The sequence below is a fragment of the Novosphingobium sp. genome (assembly GCF_030699305.1).
GTDB lineage: Bacteria > Pseudomonadota > Alphaproteobacteria > Sphingomonadales > Sphingomonadaceae > Novosphingobium.
The window spans coordinates 78,009-92,981 of record NZ_JAUYNB010000012.1 but is presented as its reverse complement, the minus strand read 5'-3'; the positions used below and the strand labels follow the sequence as shown (position 1 = coordinate 92,981).

The following is a 14,973-nucleotide window of genomic DNA, read 5'->3' as shown; positions in this document are numbered from 1 at the left end:
AGGGCCAGCTCCGCCACACCCCAATCCAGAAAAGGATAAACCCAACTCTTGACCGGGCCTCTCGTGGGCAGCACATAACCCACACCCACCCGGGTCAACTCTCAGTGATAATCCTGGGTCAATTCTCAGCGCTACTCAACACCACGATCTCATACTCTTCGAGCATTTCGTTCGCGGATATGAGCCGCGCCACTAGCAGCGCCTCCTCCTCAATAGTTTCCGCTACGTCGGACCAATCCAGACCTCGGAGATCGCAATAGCTTCGGTTACAGCCAAGACCACTTTCATTGTCCGCCTCGGAGCCTTCTGGCCAGCGCAGATAGCCAGCTGGCACGTGGCGTTTGATCTCGATGTTGAAGTACTTGAGCTCACCCATCCGCTCACGATAGTTGAAGGAGGGGCGAATATGAAGGCCCCAATGACGCAAAGCTCTACGCATCTCAACGGCGCGAAAAATTCGATTTGATGGGCGCAATTGCAGATTTGTGTTCGAAGATTTGTCATTCTGAACTGACGATCAAGGAAGCTAGGCTATCGCCCAACGTTTCTTACATTGCGCCATTCTACCTAGTCAGAAACTACCTGTTGCTTCTAGTTGATGTGATGCCCTTTTGATCCGCTTCGTGAGCGCACCCAATGGTCGGATGCCTCGCAGACACGAGGCATTTCATGAGCGTCATCCCGATCCAGGCTCAGGCCCAGAACCCAGCATCGTCGCGCGGCGCGCGCATGCTGCGGACAGCGCTCGGGCCGGAGATCGCGACCTGGCTTGAGGACACCTCGGTCATTGAGGTCATGCTCAATCCCGACGGGCGGCTGTGGGTCGACCGGCTAGGAGCCGGGATCGCCGATACGGGGAGCGGGATGTCCGCCGCCGATGGCGAGCGGATCATACGCCTGGTTGCGCACCATGTCGGGGCAGAGGTTCACGCTCGAAGCCCTCGCGTCTCGGCCGAGCTTCCCGATACGGGGGAACGGTTCGAGGGACTGCTGCCGCCGGTTGTGGCCGCGCCGAGCTTTGCGATCCGCAAGCCCGCCGTCGCGGTGTTCACGCTCGGCAACTATGTCGCGGCAGGGATCATGTCCGACTGGCAAGCTGAGGCGCTTATTTCGGCCGTTACCTCCCGCAAGAACATTTTGGTCGCGGGCGGCACATCGACCGGCAAGACCACACTCACCAATGCACTGCTCGCCGAGGTCGCGAAGACCGACGATCGTGTCGTCCTGATCGAAGACACGCGCGAGCTCCAATGCGCCGCGCCCAACCTTGTCTCGCTGCGCACCAAGGACGGGGTGGCAACGCTCTCCGATCTGGTCCGTTCTGCGCTGCGGCTGCGCCCCGACCGCATTCCGATCGGCGAAGTGCGCGGCGCGGAAGCGCTCGACCTGCTCAAGGCCTGGGGCACCGGCCATCCCGGCGGTGTCGGCACAATCCATGCTGGATCGGCGCTGGGTACGCTGCGGCGCATGGAGCAGTTGATCCAGGAAAGCGTGGTCACCGTGCCGCGCGCCCTGATCGCCGAAACCATCAACGTCATTGCCGTGCTGGTCCGCGACGGCACCGGACGGCGGCTTTCTGAACTCGCCCATGTCACCGGGCTCGACGCGCGCGGCGACTACCAGATCCTTCCTTTCACCCCTGAGAACCAAGGAGATTATTCGTGATCCAGACCCTGATCCGTGCCCGTTCCCGTGCTACCACCGCGCTGCTGGGCGGCTTTGCCGCACTTGTCGTGACGACACCCGCCCATGCCGCCGGCTCGTCGATGCCGTGGGAAGCGCCGCTTCAGTCGATCCTGGAATCCATTCAGGGCCCGGTCGCCAAGATCGTCGCGGTCATGATCATCATCGCGACCGGGCTGGCGCTCGCATTCGGCGACACTTCGGGTGGCGCGCGGCGGATGATCCAGATCGTGTTCGGTCTGTCGATTGCCTTCGCCGCCTCGTCCTTCTTCCTGTCGTTCTTCAGCTTCGGCGGTGGAGCGCTGGTCTGATGGAGACCGTGCCGCCTGAGGCCGTGCCGGGCTTTGTCGTGCCCGTTCACCGCGCGCTCACCGAGCATATTTTGCTCGGCGGCGCGCCACGCGGCCTTGCGATTGCCAACGCAACGCTCGCCGCTGCGATCGGGCTCGGCCTGCGGCTGTGGATCGCCGGAGTGGTGATCTTCGCGCTCGGCCATGCGGTGTCGGTTTGGGCGGCAAGGCGCGATCCGCAGTTCGTCGATGTCGCACGGCGGCATCTGCGCTTTCCCACCTATCTCAGGGTTTGAAGCCGATGCTCTCGCTTCGCGAATATCGAAACAAGGCCGACCGACTCGCCGATTTCCTGCCCTGGGCGGCGCTGGTCGCGCTCGGCGTGGTTTTGAACAAGGACGGCAGCTTCCAGCGCTCGGCCCGCTTTCGTGGCCCCGATCTCGACAGCGCCACGCCTGCCGAGCTGATCGCGACGACAGCCCGGCTCAACAGCGCGCTGCGCCGTCTGGGATCGGGCTGGGCAATCTTTGTCGAGGCGGTGCGCCGCCCGGCGCAGGACTATCCCAACAGCGACTTCCCCGATCCGGCCTCAGCGCTGGTCGAACAGGAACGCGCGGCGCAGTTCGCCGAGGAAGGTGCCCATTTCGAGAGCGGCTATTTCCTGACCCTGCTGTGGATGCCGCCCGCCGAGGACGCCGCCCGCGCCGAAAGCTGGCTCTACGAGGGCAAGGCCGAGAAGGGAATCAATCCCAAAGAGCTGCTCGATCTCTTCATCGACCGCACCGACCGGCTGCTGCGGCTGATCGAAGGCTTCGTGCCCGAGATCGCCTGGCTCGATGACGGCGAGACGCTGACATACCTGCACAGCTGCGTCTCGACCCGGCGCCACCGGGTGCGGGTGCCCGAAGCTCCGATGCACCTCGACGCGCTGCTGGCCGACGAACCTCTCACCGGTGGGCTCGAACCCCGCCTAGGCCGCGCGCATCTGCGCACATTGACCGTGGTGGGTTTTCCGAATTCGACCTTTCCGGGTCTGCTCGACGAGCTCAACCGGCTCGCCTTCGCCTATCGCTGGTCGACCCGCGCGGTGATGCTCGACAAGACCGACGCGACCAAGCTCACCGCGAAGATCCGGCGGCAGTGGTTCGCCAAGCGCAAATCGGTGGCCGCGATCCTCAAGGAGGTGATGACCAACGAGGCCTCGACGCTGCTCGACAGCGATGCGTCGAACAAGGCCGCCGATGCCGATGCCGCACTGCAGGAGCTTGGGTCGGACTTCGTCGGACAGGCCTATGTCACTGCGACCGTCACCGTCTGGGACGAAGACCCCGCGCTCGCCGACGAGAAGCTGCGACTGGTCGAGAAAGTCATCCAGGGCCGCGACTTTACCGTGATCGTCGAAGGGATGAACGGGGTCGAAGCCTGGCTCGGCTCGCTCCCCGGCCATGTCTACGCCAACGTCCGGCAACCACCGATCTCGACGCTCAATCTTGCCCACATGATCCCCCTCTCAGCCGTGTGGGCCGGGCCGGAATGGGACGAGCATTTCCGCGCACCTCCGCTCTTCTATGCGCGGACGGAAGGTTCGACCCCATTCCGGTTTTCGCTTCATGTCGGCGATGTTGGCCACACGCTGATCGTCGGTCCTACGGGCGCGGGCAAGTCGGTGCTGCTCGCGCTGATGGCGCTGCAGTTCCGGCGCTATACCCAAGCTCAAGTCTTTGCCTTCGACTTTGGCGGCTCGATCCGTGCCGCGGCGCTTGCCTGCGGCGGCGACTGGCAGGATCTCGGCACCAGCTTGGCCGACGATGGTGTGGGCACCGTATTGCTTCAGCCCTTGGCGCGCATCGACGAAGCCGCAGAACGAAACTGGGCCGCCGAATGGCTCCAGGCGATCCTTGCTGCCGAGGGCGTCACCGTAGATCCGGTGATCAAGGAGCATCTCTGGTCGGCGTTGACTTCGCTGGCGACCGCCCCGGTTGCCGAGCGGACACTGACCGGTCTCGCCGTCCTGCTCCAAAACCAGGCGCTCAAACAGGCACTCGCGCCCTATTGCATCGGCGGACCGTTCGGACGCCTGCTTGATGCCGAAGTCGAGCATTTGGGAGAAGCAAGCTTCCAGGCCTTCGAGACCGAGGGGCTGACGGGCTCGGCAGCGGCGCCCGCGGTGCTTTCCTACCTGTTCCACCGCATTGAGGGACGGCTCGACGGCTCACCAACGATGATCATCATCGACGAGGGCTGGCTGGTGCTCGATAGTCCGGCCTTCGCCGCGCAGCTGCGCGAATGGCTCAAGACGCTGCGCAAAAAGAACGCGAGCGTGGTTTTCGCGACCCAGAGCCTTGCCGACATCGAGACCAGCGCGATCGCACCCGCCATCATCGAGAGCTGCCCGACCCGCATCTTCCTGCCCAACGAACGCGCGGTCGAGCCACAGATCCTCTCTATCTATCGCCGCTTCGGTTTGAACGACCGACAGATCGAGATCGTCGCGCGGGCAACCCCCAAGCGCGACTATTACTGCCAGTCGGCACGCGGCAACCGCTTGTTCGAGCTGGGTCTGGGCGAAGTCGCGCTTGCCTTCACCGCCACATCTTCGAAGGCGGACCAGCTGGCGATCGACGAGATCACCGAAACCCACGGCAGCGCTGGCTTTGCCGCAGCCTGGCTGCGCCACCGCGGTCTCGCCTGGGCAGCCGAGATGCTTCCCGCACCATCCCCCATCCCCCCCGCCCGAACCCCCTCGGGCCAAACCAAGGAGTAGTGCCCATGAAAATCCCCCGTTTGCGCCATGCACTTGCCGCTGGCACGGCCATCCTGTCGCTCACCGCGACCGTGCTGGTCCCGGCTCCGGCCTATGCCCAGTTCGGCGGGATCGTCTACGATCCGTCGAACTATTCGCAGAACATCCTGACCGCCGCGCGCACGCTTGAGCAGATCAACAATCAGATCCGCCAGCTGCAGAACCAGGCGACTTCGCTGATCAACGAGGCGCGCAACCTCCAGAGCCTGCCAATGAGCGTGCTGCAGCCGCTTCAGCAGCAGATCCAGCAAACCCAGGCGCTGATCCGTCAGGCGCAGGGCATGGCGATGGACGTCCAGCAGATCGAGGCGCAGTTCGCCGCGCAGTACAAGTCGATCGACCTCACGAGCACGCAGCGGGCGTTGGTCGAGGGTGCGCGCCAGCGCTGGCAGACCAGCGTCGGCGCGTTCGAAGACGCGCTCAAGGTCCAGGCCGGCGTTGTCAGCAACATCGAAGGATCGCGTACCGCGATCGACCAGCTTGTCACCGCGAGCCAGTCGGCAACCGGCGCGCTGCAGGCGGCTCAGGCCGGCAATCAGCTGCTCGCGCTTCAGTCGCAGCAGATGTCCGACCTCATCGCGGCGGTCGCCGCGATGGGCCGGGCGCAATCGCTCGATGCCGCGAACTCGGCGGCGGCCAAGGTCCAAGCCCGCGAACAGTTGCGCCGCTTCCTCGCTCCCGGTCGCGGATATGTGCCGACCTCCGCACAGATGTACCGGAACTGAGGCGATGGACACCAAGCTCTTCGCGCGGATCGGAGCCGGAGCCTTCGTGGCCGTGGCGCTGACCATGACCGTGCTCGAACTGCGCGAAGAGCCCAGGGTGTCTCCGACTGAGGTCATCACCGTGTTCGAACCCGACGGCGATCCGCTGCCTGGCCAGCTCAAGGCCTGCGCCGCGATGGGCGAACTGGCGCTGTCCAACCCTGACTGCCGTGCGGCCTGGGCCGAAAAGCGGCGGCGGTTCCTCGGGGTCGAGGCGGATACCTCGCCAATCGATCCCGCCGCACCGCCCGCTGTAGACGCAATCGCAAGCGACCAACCCCCAACGACAAAGGCGAACTGACATGGGTGGCACCGGCGTCGTCGACCGCTTCCTCGACATCTTCTCGCGTTACATCGATTCCGGCTTCGGGCTGCTTTCGGGTGAGGTCGCGTTCATCGCGACCACGCTGATCGTGATCGACGTGACACTGGCCGCGCTGTTTTGGTCATGGGGCGAAGGCGACGACATCATGGCCCGGCTCGTCAAGAAGACGCTGTTCGTCGGCGCCTTCGCCTACATCATCGGCAACTGGAATAATCTCGCCCGGATCATCTTCGAAAGCTTCGCGGGGCTCGGCCTCAAGGCCAGCGGCACCGGCTTCACAGCAGCCGAACTCTTGCAGCCGGGCCGGGTGGCGCAAGTCGGCATGGATGCCGCGCAGCCGCTGATCACGGCGATCTCCGACCTCATGGGGTTCGTCAGCTTCTTCGAGAATTTCCTGCAGATCGTGATCCTTCTGGTCGCCTGGGCGATCGTGATCATCGCCTTCTTCATCCTCTCGATCCAGCTGTTCATCACCCTCATTGAGTTCAAGCTGACCACGCTCTGCGGTTTTGTGCTGATCCCGTTCGGGCTGTTCGGCAAGACCGCCTTCATGGCCGAGCGCGTGCTCGGCAACGTCGTCTCCTCGGGCATCAAGGTGCTGGTGCTTGCCGTGATCGTCGGCGTCGGCTCGACGATCTTCACCGAGTTTACATCTGCAATCGGCGCCGAGCCGACGATCGAAGACGCGCTGTCGATCATGCTGGCGAGCCTGTCATTACTCGGGCTCGGCATCTTCGGCCCCGGCATCGCCAACGGCATCGTCTCGGGCGGACCGCAGCTTGGCGCAGGTGCAGCCGCTGGCACCGCACTCCTCGCAGGCGGCGCAGCCGCTGGCGCTGTCGCCGGTGCGCGGATGGCTGGCGGCGCGGTCGCCACTGCGGCTTCCAATGTCGCCCACGGCACCTCGCGCGCTGCGGGCGGTGCGACAATGGCTTACGCGCTAGGATCGGCCGGCAAGTCAGATGCATCTGCTGTTGGTTCGGGCATGGCCGCGGTCGGCGAAGCGGCTGCAGGAGCCGCCACTTCGCCGCTGCGCAAGGCGGGCGACAGCATGAAGCAATCGTTCCGCGAGGGTAGCCGCGCCGCGATCACCAATACCGGCGGCACGATCACGCCGGGACCGAACACCCCACCGCCTCCGGCCGCTGCCGATCAGGGCCAACCCGCCTGGGCCAAGGCGATTAAGGACCGCCAGACCATCGCCCACGGCGCGACCATCGCCGCGCATACGCTGAAGTCTGGCGACAGCCACGGCGGCGGCGCCTCCATCGACGTTACCGAAAAGGACTGACCCATGTTCCGACGCCCATCGATCCGCTACGGCAAGACTCCCGAACCCGAAACCCCCTACCAGCGCGCTGCACAGGTCTGGGACGACCGCATCGGCTCGGCCCGTGTCCAGGCGCGGAGCTGGCGGCTCGCCTTTTTCGGCGCGCTGGGTCTGTCGACCTGCCTTACTGCCGGGATCATCTGGCAGGGTGCGCGCGGCTCGATCGTTCCCTGGGTGGTTCAAGTCGACAAGCTTGGTGAGGCTCAGGCCGTAGCGCCTGCCGATGCGGGCTACACGCCTAGCGACCCGCAGATCGCGTTCCACCTCGCCCGGTTCATCGAGCAGGTCCGCGCCGTGCCCGACGACCCGATCGTGGTGCGGCAGAACTGGCTGCGCGCCTATGACTTCGCCACCGACAAGGGCGCGCTCGCGCTCAACGATTACGCTCGGACCAATGACCCCTTTGCGCTGATCGGGCGCGAACAGGTTGGAGTCGATGTCACCAGCGTGATCCGCGCCTCGCCGACCAGCTTCCGCGTCGCCTGGGTCGAGCGGCGCTACCGCGACGGCAGCCTGGCCGAAACCACCCGCTGGACCGCGATCCTCACCATCGTGCTCCAGACGCCCCGCACCCCCGATGCCCTGCGCAAGAACCCGCTCGGCATCTTCGTCAACGCCATCAACTGGTCGAAGGAACTCGGATCATGATCAGCACCCCATCGCGCGCCCGGCGCGCAGCCACTCTCGCGATGCTCGTCGGCAGCATTGCCATGACTTCGACTACGTGGGCCAAGGACCAGCCCACTTCGCCTGCGTCCCCCAACGAGGTGGCGCTGGCGACCGTTTCGCGAACCGATGTGGTCGCCATCCCCGTCCCGTTGCCGCTTCCCGGTCAGCTGCAAGTCCTTCCGCGGCGTCTCCCTCCCCACGCCGCGGGCCGCTCCCATCCGCCGCGGAGTCGCCCCACTCTGCAGGACCGGGTGGGAGCGGCAATGGAGGCCGCTCGGATCCAGCCCGAGCGGACCGGGTTCATCAACGCGATCCAGGTCTTCCCCTATACCGAAGGCGCGCTCTACCAGATCTACGCCAAGCCGGGTCAGGTGACCGACATCGCGCTGCAGGAAGGCGAGCAACTGGTCGGCTCGGGTCCTGTCGCTGCTGGTGATACGGTGCGCTGGATGATCGGCGATACGGTGAGCGGGATCGGTGCAGCGGCGCGGGTGCATATTCTGGTCAAGCCTATCCGCCAGGACATCGCGACCAATCTCGTGATCAATACTGACCGGCGCACCTATCACCTCGAGCTGCGCGCCAATCCGTCGGTCTACATGGCCTCGGTCTCCTGGACTTACCCGCAGGACCAGCTGATCGCACTGCGTCAAGCACGGACGGAAGCTGAGCGTACCGCGCCGATCGCGGCGGGGCTCGACCTCTCGACGCTCAATTTCCGTTACGCGATCGAAGGCGACCGGCCCGAATGGCGGCCGCTGCGCGCATTCGATGACGGAGTACGGGTGTTCATCGAGTTCCCCGAAAGCGTCGCGCAGGGCGAACTGCCGCCGCTGTTTGTGATCGGTGCCAAGGGCGAGGCCGAACTGGTCAATTACCGGATCGCCGGCCGCTACATGATCGTCGACCGGCTGTTCGCTGCCGCCGAGTTGCGGCTCGGCGGGCGTAAGGGCCAGGACAAGGTGCGGATCGTCTCGCAGCGTCGGGGGCGGGCATGACCGGCACCGAACCAACCGAGCCGCTCGCCGATCCGGACACTGTGGTCAAGTTGCGGGGCGATCCCCCGCGCGTCATGCGGCTTTCGAGGAAAGCGATCGGGATAGCCTCAGCTTGCGGATCTGCGCTCGTCGGCGGCGCGCTGATCTACGCGCTCCAGCCCCAGGGCCGTAAAGGCGCCGAGGAACTCTACAACACCGAGGGCGTCGCCGTGGCCGACAATCTCGCCGGTGCCCCCAAGGACTATGGCCTGGTGCCCAAGCTCGGCCCGCCGTTGCCCGGTGATCTCGGCAAGCCGATACTCGACGCCCAGCGGCGCGGCGATGTCGCCGCACTGCCGCCGGTGGGCGCGCCGCAGCCGTTGCCGCCCAACCCCGCCGCCAATGCTGCCGAAGCAGCCCGCCAGCGCGCCGAGCAAGAACGCGAGTCTGCTCGAGGGAGCCAGTTGTTCTTCGGCGGCGGTGCACAGGGCGGTGGCACTGGCCTTGCCGGGATGCCTGCCGTGGCCGAAGCCTCGACAGCGGCTGCGCCACCATCAGGTCCGCAGACCGAGGCCGACCGCCGGCAGGCCTTCCTCGAACGCGCCAGCGACCGGCGCACCGTGTCGAGCGAGCGGCTGTCCGAGCTGGCTTCGTCCCATGTGCTGCAGGCGGGATCAGTGATCCCGGCCGCGCTCATCACTGGCATCCGTTCGGACCTGCCGGGGCTGGTCACCGCGCAGGTGACCCAGAATGTCTATGACAGCCCGACCGGGCGCATCCTGCTGATCCCGCAAGGCTCGCGGCTGATCGGCGACTATGATGCCGACGTCGCGTTCGGACAAAGACGGGTGCTGCTTGCGTGGAACCGTTTGATCCTGCCCGATGGCCGCTCGATCGTGCTCGAACGCCAGCCCGCCGCGGACCCGCGCGGCTTTGCCGGCTTGCAGGACAGAACCGATTATCACTGGGGGGGTGTGCTCAAGGCCGCGCTGGTCTCGACGCTGCTTGGCGTAGGTTCAGAGGTAGGTTCGGGCGGCGATGGCGATTTGACCCGCGCAATCCGGCGCGGGACACAGGATAGCGTCAATCGCGCGGGTGAGCAGATCGTCGGCCGCGAACTCAATGTCCGACCGACGCTCACCATTCGACCCGGATTTCCGGTGCGGGTGCTGGTAACCCGCGACCTCGTGCTGGGAGGCGAGCGATGACGCGGCTGAAACTGTCCGACCTTGCCGACGAGAAACCGGTCCGATTGACTGTCGAGTTGTCAGCGCGACTGCACCGTCAACTTGTCGCCTATGCAACTGCACTGAACGGTGGTGATGCCAAAGGCGCGCCTGGCCCCGAACGGCTCATTCCGGCAATGATCGAACGGTTCATTGCGACCGATCGAAGCTTTGCCAAGTCGCGCCGAGCCGAACCACGGACCTGAGCCGACTTGGTTCGAGGATCGACCTGCCAGACCAACTCAACCGATCCGTCGTCTACATATAGAAGGCGAGTTGATCCAGTGTCAGCAGCGCCTGCAAGGCCCTGGTCATCGTATACTCCTCGCCGGACACTGCCCCGTGCCCAACTGCGTGTCGCGATCCAGCGCGGCCCGAATCTCCAGGTCGAAACCCGGAGTAGATATAGTCCCGAAGATACTCGCCGAACTGGACCGGAAAGAAGAGTGTATCTTTACCGCCTGCACGTTGCTCGGCTTGGGCAATCATGAAAGCGCACAGCTTGTCGATCCTGTGAGTCCGCCCGCCGGTGGCCTCAAAATGCGCATCAGACATCACGCCTTCGATTTCGCTGAGCACGATCTTGATGACCGAAACCGGCTCTTTGGCCTTGAAGGCTTTTTTCGCGGGTTCAAGGATCAACTGCTTGGTTCGCAGTAGCGGTCGCTCCATCCATCGATCAAACATCCGATCGATACGCGCTTCGTCGAACTTGGTTAGGAGCTCACGTTCGCAGTCATCCAATTCGAAGCCAGCTTCCTGAGCCTGTACAAAGCTCAAAAACTCGTCCTTCATCAGCTCCAAGAAGGGAAACCACCCGGCTTGGATCAGCGCGGGGAAAGCCTGCCTGTTCTCGAACGCCGCATAAAGGTCGGCGTACCGGAGCCGCCGGTAGAGGGCGGCAAGGTCCCGCTTGGCATCCTCAATCGCCAACTCTCCGTCGGGATTGAAATCAAAGAACAGCCCAAATCTCCATCCTTCTCTAAAAAGGCAGACGACCCGGTCTTTTAAGCCGACCTTGACGTGCGGGAACCAGATCCCGGTTACGTCGGCGATATCGTTCTCGAACAGGACCGTACCGGCGGAGAGTGGGCCGGGCCGCTTCAAGGCTGTAGACATGCTCGTCGCGGCTGCGTCGACCCAGAGTTCACCGCTGTTATCCGGTTTGATGACAAGCAGGATCATCCCTGCCCGATCGAGACGTACATGGCTTCCATCCGCCCGTGCGCTGCGTTCCATCGCAGCTGCCAGATTCACCACAATGCGATGAAAGAATGCCTGATCCGAAGTCAGCAATAATCGAGTGATAATATCGACTTGCTCGCCTCCGCGCGCCGAATGGCTGCTAACACCAGCCAAATTGATCTCCGAGAGCACAACAGGTTCACCCATATTGCGCACTTCGAGCTCTCGCGGACGGTCTGCAGATATCTTCCTCTTGGCCATTCACGATGACTAACAGAACCGAGGTGCCGGGCCAGAATGAATTGATTCTAACTGGGCTTTAGTCCGCCAGTCTTGCCTCAAGTTCCGCGATCCGGTCCGAACAGATCTCGTGCACGACCTGGCCAAGTTCCTCGACCCGTTCGCCGAGCCAGGCGAGTTCTTCCGCGCTGATCCGGTAGTGCTTCGAGTAGCGCGCCTTGACGTAGGCATCCTTGAGCTTCTCGAACATGGCACGGTGCTTGTGGGTGTCCATTGGCCAGACCCAGGTCAGTTTGGCGTCGAGGCGTTCGGCCTGGGTGCGCAGGAAACCGAGGTTGTGCACGTGCGGGGTGTAGAACGTGCATACCAGTAGTGCGCAGTGATACAGACTCTCGGTGGTCTGGTGCAGTTCAAACGCAGTTTCTTTGAGGTGCCCTTTTTCGATACCGAAGCGGGCGAACTCAAACTTCCGCATCGAAGCCGGGAACCACTCATCGTAGTACTCTTTGGCCATTGCGAGGGCCTGCGCAGGCGTTTTGGGCTTGGGCTGGTGGAACGGGGTATCGTCGCTCTGGTAGAGCGCGATCCCGTCCTTTGCGACATCCATGAAGAAGTAACGACCGTGCGCGAGCCCGTCGTTCACTTCCTGCAGGGTGTGGACGATGAAGTTGACGGGGGTCTTGAGTGAGCCGGCGATGCCGTATTCGCGCATCAGCCGCTCGTCGACCTTGGCCCAGTACTTGACCCGGTCGGTCAGGCGCTTGTCGCTGACCACGATCAGCAGGTCATAGTCCGACTTGTAACCCTTGGCGGTGTGCGGCTCATCGATCCAGCCGCCGCGCGCATAGGAACCGTAGAGCACGATCTTGAGGATCCGCCCGGCCTTCTTCCACTCGTGCCGGGCCAGCGCAAAGGCATCCTCGAACTCTTCGAACACGATCTGCACCACGCGTTCGAGTTCGCGCTGCTTGGCGGCTGGAAGATGGTCAAGATCGGTGCGCATCATGCAAGCCTAGCAGAGCGGAACAGGAAATGCCCAGACCTCGTGGTCCGGACAGCGGGCGATGTGGTTTTGGGTTGATCTGTCACCATCAGCTCCTCGCGAAGGCCAACAAGGGCGCAACGTCGTGACCATCGGCGGCGCGCAGCGCCGCGATGTATTCGGCGCGCAGCGCCCCGACATCGCACAGCGTCCCGCCGCCCCAGGTGAAAGGCTCGCCGCCAAGCTCGGTGACCAGCAGGTCGGCCATCAGCCGCGCGTGGCGGCCATTGCCGTTGGGAAAGGGGTGGATCGCGACCAGGCCGTGGTGCAGCCGCAGCGCGATCTCGTCGGCGGGAAACACGCCATGCTCGGTCCAGTAGCGGGCGTCGCGCAGCAGCGCGCCGAGCCGGATATGGATCTGGACGGGGTCGACCCCGATGTTCTTGTCGGTACGCCGGGTCGAGCCGGCCCAGGCCCAGACCTCCCCGAGCATGCGGCGGTGCAGTTCGAAGACGAACCCTTCGGTCAGGATATCGACCTTGCGCCGCCGCTTGAGCCAGGCGGCGGCCGCGTCGATATTGGCCTGTTCGGCTTCGTTGAGATCGGCGCGGGTCGTGATCCAGGTCTGGAGCAACCCCTCCCGCTCCTCAAGGGAGAGCGGGGTCGCGTCGTCGGGCTGCGCGAAGAGGTCGGTCATGCCGACTCCCACAGATCCCGGTCGCGCAGCGCCGTGTCGATATAGGTCTGCACCCGCCGTTCGAGATCGCGGTCGACCTGCTGGTCCTCGAGTGCCATCGAATGCGAGACCCGGTTCAGTGCCTGGAGGGCCAGTTCGCGTGCGCGGTGTTCGACCATTTGCTCGAGGCTGGTCTTGGGAACGAGGGCATAGACCAGCACGCAGTCCATCGCCTCGGCGGCGCGGCGCAGTGTATTGAGCTGGATGCGCCCCTGCGCTTCGGAGCGCTCGACGCTGACGAGCCCTTGGGCCGTCATGCCGAGCCGACTGGCGAGTTGCGGCCCGGACATGCCGATCGCATCACGGATCGCCCGGATCCAACCCTTGGGCGGAACCGTGTACCGCTCCAGCGGCTTGATCGCGGCCAGTCTGGCGTCGAGGCGCTCCCGTGCCCTTTGGCGCACTTCGGATTTCATAAGCCCACACCTTTAATTTTGGTGGATGAAAATCAGTCTGCAAGCTTATAGCATCGTCTCATTTATAAATCCATAAGCTGATTTTAAGTCAGTTGAAATCAGCTTGGAACTTGTAGAAATGTGATGACGAGGCGAACTGCAACCTTGGCTGGTCGTCGTCGTGCGGCGGCGCGGCGGTGCGTTCGGGCCACGGGCCGGCCCTCTACGAGACCGGCCTGCCCAATATGCAGGCTCAATGCTTTGCACAATCCCGGTCAAGTCATTACACAAGCCAAGCGTTCGTGAAAGGACGTCTGACCGGGTGCTGGCATGCATGTCCAGGCATTTTGCTAAAGGCGCCGGAGCACATCCCAACATGTGCCTTCAACGCCCGGTCATTTGCTTAGGTCTCCTCCCACCAATACTTATAGATTCATTATAAAATGGCCCGGATCGCTCCGGGTCATCATCCTTCACGTGCGGCTGATCGAGTCGCAACTCAAGTGAAGGAACAGGACCATGACGGAACGTGAACGCCACGACGAGCCCGTGATCGATCTGGGCCAGGCCTCGGTCGAGACCAAGGGCCAGGCGATCTTCGACAGCGATGCCAGCAGCGGCAAGCTGAACTATGTCTCTGGCATCGCCGAAGACTGATGACCAAGGCGGCGCGCTTGTGCGCGCCGCCAAGTCGCCCGCATCGTCCATGCTGCCAACTGCCCTCGAAACTCTCGCTTGGTGCGTGATAGACGGTACAGCAATCTTTCTTGACCTAGGCAGCGATCGATACTTCCGTTTGCCCGACGTGCAAAATCGTGACTTCGTCACCAGCGTATGTCTCCCCGCACTGAGCAGTCCCTGCCAACCCGCCAGCCTGCCCCTGCCACCTTCGTGGATACCACCCGTTAGGCAGAGCGCAGCGGTCCAAGACGGTCCATTCCACGTCGGGAATGTGGCACGTGCCTTGTGGGTGCAGCGCCGTGTCGAACGTCGCCTTGCCCGCAATCCCCTGAGCGCCATCCTGCACGATCTACGCAGCACGATAACGTCCCGCTGCGATCGGGACCAATCGGACTCGACAAAGGTGGCGGGCGATATCCGCGCTTTCCAGCAGGCCCGATTGTTACGATCGGCAGCAGATCGCTGTTTGCCCCGATCGATCGCTCTGGCGCTGTGTCTCGCCAGCCACCGGTGCCGCGCCCATGTCGTCCTGGGGGTCAAGCTCGCGCCCTTCGCGGCGCATTGCTGGACCCAGCTCCGCGACGAAGTTCTCAACGATGAAGTCGAAGAGGTGCTTCGATATCAGCCGATCCTCATCGTATGACACCCTGCTCGTTCGTGCTGGCAGTGCCAACCGATTGGAACGGA

18 protein-coding genes are annotated in these 14,973 nt (G+C 63.7%); 13 read left to right on the top strand and 5 right to left on the bottom strand.

The annotated features are described in order from the left end of the window. Positions 1-118: 118 nt before the first annotated feature. Positions 119-376, bottom strand: a complete 258-nt coding sequence (locus Q8Q53_RS06105; protein WP_305700870.1) for a hypothetical protein — start codon at positions 374-376, stop codon at positions 119-121. A gap of 293 nt (positions 377-669) precedes the next feature. Between Q8Q53_RS06105 and trbB the strand changes: the two genes are divergently transcribed. Genes trbB through Q8Q53_RS06050 form a run of 11 tightly spaced genes read left to right on the top strand, consistent with a single transcriptional unit; the run spans position 670 to position 10,273 of the window. Then, positions 670-1,665 (top strand): P-type conjugative transfer ATPase TrbB, encoded by a 996-nt coding sequence (gene trbB / locus Q8Q53_RS06100; RefSeq protein WP_305700869.1) that lies wholly within the window; start codon positions 670-672, stop codon positions 1,663-1,665. 11 nt (positions 1,666-1,676) lie between these two features. Then, a complete protein-coding gene (locus tag Q8Q53_RS06095; RefSeq protein ID WP_371136521.1) occupies positions 1,677-1,994 on the top strand; it encodes a TrbC/VirB2 family protein in 318 nt (105 codons plus the stop codon). Beyond that, positions 1,994-2,269 carry a VirB3 family type IV secretion system protein gene (locus tag Q8Q53_RS06090; protein ID WP_305700868.1) on the top strand — a complete coding sequence of 92 codons (276 nt, stop codon included), beginning with the start codon at positions 1,994-1,996 and terminating at the stop codon, positions 2,267-2,269. The genes Q8Q53_RS06095 and Q8Q53_RS06090 overlap by 1 nt, the downstream gene beginning before the upstream one ends. 5 nt (positions 2,270-2,274) lie before the next feature. Next, positions 2,275-4,737, top strand: a complete 2,463-nt coding sequence (gene trbE / locus Q8Q53_RS06085) for a conjugal transfer protein TrbE (RefSeq protein ID WP_305700867.1) — start codon at positions 2,275-2,277, stop codon at positions 4,735-4,737. Positions 4,738-4,742: 5 nt separating this feature from the next. Further along, positions 4,743-5,501, top strand: coding sequence for a P-type conjugative transfer protein TrbJ (gene trbJ, locus Q8Q53_RS06080; protein WP_305700866.1), 759 nt, complete (start codon positions 4,743-4,745; stop codon positions 5,499-5,501). Positions 5,502-5,505: 4 nt separating this feature from the next. Then, positions 5,506-5,841 (top strand): putative entry exclusion protein TrbK-alt, encoded by a 336-nt coding sequence (trbK-alt, locus tag Q8Q53_RS06075; RefSeq protein WP_305700865.1) that lies wholly within the window; start codon positions 5,506-5,508, stop codon positions 5,839-5,841. Position 5,842: 1 nt separating this feature from the next. Further along, complete coding sequence (gene trbL, locus Q8Q53_RS06070; RefSeq protein WP_305700864.1) at positions 5,843-7,156, top strand: P-type conjugative transfer protein TrbL; 1,314 nt, start codon at positions 5,843-5,845, stop codon at positions 7,154-7,156. Positions 7,157-7,159: 3 nt separating this feature from the next. Further along, complete coding sequence (trbF, locus tag Q8Q53_RS06065; protein ID WP_305700863.1) at positions 7,160-7,843, top strand: conjugal transfer protein TrbF; 684 nt, start codon at positions 7,160-7,162, stop codon at positions 7,841-7,843. Then, a complete protein-coding gene (trbG, locus tag Q8Q53_RS06060; RefSeq protein WP_305700862.1) occupies positions 7,840-8,862 on the top strand; it encodes a P-type conjugative transfer protein TrbG in 1,023 nt (340 codons plus the stop codon). Before trbF ends, trbG begins: the two co-directional genes overlap by 4 nt. Further along, positions 8,859-10,049, top strand: a complete 1,191-nt coding sequence (locus Q8Q53_RS06055) for a TrbI/VirB10 family protein (protein ID WP_305700861.1) — start codon at positions 8,859-8,861, stop codon at positions 10,047-10,049. Before trbG ends, Q8Q53_RS06055 begins: the two co-directional genes overlap by 4 nt. Then, complete coding sequence (locus Q8Q53_RS06050; protein WP_305700860.1) at positions 10,046-10,273, top strand: DUF2274 domain-containing protein; 228 nt, start codon at positions 10,046-10,048, stop codon at positions 10,271-10,273. The genes Q8Q53_RS06055 and Q8Q53_RS06050 overlap by 4 nt, the downstream gene beginning before the upstream one ends. A 52-nt stretch (positions 10,274-10,325) precedes the next feature. Here the strand turns inward: Q8Q53_RS06050 and Q8Q53_RS06045 are convergent, their stop codons facing one another. From Q8Q53_RS06045 to Q8Q53_RS06030, 4 genes are all read right to left on the bottom strand, one after another. Continuing rightward, positions 10,326-11,513 (bottom strand): hypothetical protein, encoded by a 1,188-nt coding sequence (locus Q8Q53_RS06045; RefSeq protein ID WP_305700859.1) that lies wholly within the window; start codon positions 11,511-11,513, stop codon positions 10,326-10,328. Between the two features lie 58 nt (positions 11,514-11,571). Further along, positions 11,572-12,495, bottom strand: a complete 924-nt coding sequence (locus Q8Q53_RS06040) for a nucleotidyltransferase (RefSeq protein WP_305700858.1) — start codon at positions 12,493-12,495, stop codon at positions 11,572-11,574. A gap of 88 nt (positions 12,496-12,583) precedes the next feature. Continuing rightward, entirely contained in the window at positions 12,584-13,171 is a 588-nt protein-coding gene (locus tag Q8Q53_RS06035) for a mobile mystery protein B (RefSeq protein ID WP_305700857.1), read from the bottom strand. After that, positions 13,168-13,626, bottom strand: a complete 459-nt coding sequence (locus tag Q8Q53_RS06030) for a mobile mystery protein A (protein ID WP_305700856.1) — start codon at positions 13,624-13,626, stop codon at positions 13,168-13,170. The genes Q8Q53_RS06035 and Q8Q53_RS06030 overlap by 4 nt, the downstream gene beginning before the upstream one ends. A 498-nt stretch (positions 13,627-14,124) precedes the next feature. Between Q8Q53_RS06030 and Q8Q53_RS06025 the strand changes: the two genes are divergently transcribed. Further along, positions 14,125-14,262, top strand: a complete 138-nt coding sequence (locus Q8Q53_RS06025; protein WP_305700855.1) for a benenodin family lasso peptide — start codon at positions 14,125-14,127, stop codon at positions 14,260-14,262. After that, positions 14,237-14,929 (top strand): lasso peptide biosynthesis B2 protein, encoded by a 693-nt coding sequence (locus Q8Q53_RS06020; protein WP_371136520.1) that lies wholly within the window; start codon positions 14,237-14,239, stop codon positions 14,927-14,929. Before Q8Q53_RS06025 ends, Q8Q53_RS06020 begins: the two co-directional genes overlap by 26 nt. Positions 14,930-14,973: the final 44 nt, after the last annotated feature.

Coding starts and splice junctions, on each gene's coding strand:
- Q8Q53_RS06105 (WP_305700870.1), bottom strand. CDS start 376: ATGGGTGAGCTCAAGTACTTCAACATCGAGATCAAACGCCACGTGCCA.
- trbB (WP_305700869.1), top strand. CDS start 670: ATGAGCGTCATCCCGATCCAGGCTCAGGCCCAGAACCCAGCATCGTCG.
- Q8Q53_RS06090 (WP_305700868.1), top strand. CDS start 1,994: ATGGAGACCGTGCCGCCTGAGGCCGTGCCGGGCTTTGTCGTGCCCGTT.
- trbE (WP_305700867.1), top strand. CDS start 2,275: ATGCTCTCGCTTCGCGAATATCGAAACAAGGCCGACCGACTCGCCGAT.
- trbJ (WP_305700866.1), top strand. CDS start 4,743: ATGAAAATCCCCCGTTTGCGCCATGCACTTGCCGCTGGCACGGCCATC.
- trbK-alt (WP_305700865.1), top strand. CDS start 5,506: ATGGACACCAAGCTCTTCGCGCGGATCGGAGCCGGAGCCTTCGTGGCC.
- trbL (WP_305700864.1), top strand. CDS start 5,843: ATGGGTGGCACCGGCGTCGTCGACCGCTTCCTCGACATCTTCTCGCGT.
- trbF (WP_305700863.1), top strand. CDS start 7,160: ATGTTCCGACGCCCATCGATCCGCTACGGCAAGACTCCCGAACCCGAA.
- trbG (WP_305700862.1), top strand. CDS start 7,840: ATGATCAGCACCCCATCGCGCGCCCGGCGCGCAGCCACTCTCGCGATG.
- Q8Q53_RS06055 (WP_305700861.1), top strand. CDS start 8,859: ATGACCGGCACCGAACCAACCGAGCCGCTCGCCGATCCGGACACTGTG.
- Q8Q53_RS06050 (WP_305700860.1), top strand. CDS start 10,046: ATGACGCGGCTGAAACTGTCCGACCTTGCCGACGAGAAACCGGTCCGA.
- Q8Q53_RS06045 (WP_305700859.1), bottom strand. CDS start 11,513: ATGGCCAAGAGGAAGATATCTGCAGACCGTCCGCGAGAGCTCGAAGTG.
- Q8Q53_RS06040 (WP_305700858.1), bottom strand. CDS start 12,495: ATGCGCACCGATCTTGACCATCTTCCAGCCGCCAAGCAGCGCGAACTC.
- Q8Q53_RS06035 (WP_305700857.1), bottom strand. CDS start 13,171: ATGACCGACCTCTTCGCGCAGCCCGACGACGCGACCCCGCTCTCCCTT.
- Q8Q53_RS06030 (WP_305700856.1), bottom strand. CDS start 13,626: ATGAAATCCGAAGTGCGCCAAAGGGCACGGGAGCGCCTCGACGCCAGA.
- Q8Q53_RS06025 (WP_305700855.1), top strand. CDS start 14,125: ATGACGGAACGTGAACGCCACGACGAGCCCGTGATCGATCTGGGCCAG.
- Q8Q53_RS06020 (WP_371136520.1), top strand. CDS start 14,237: ATGTCTCTGGCATCGCCGAAGACTGATGACCAAGGCGGCGCGCTTGTG.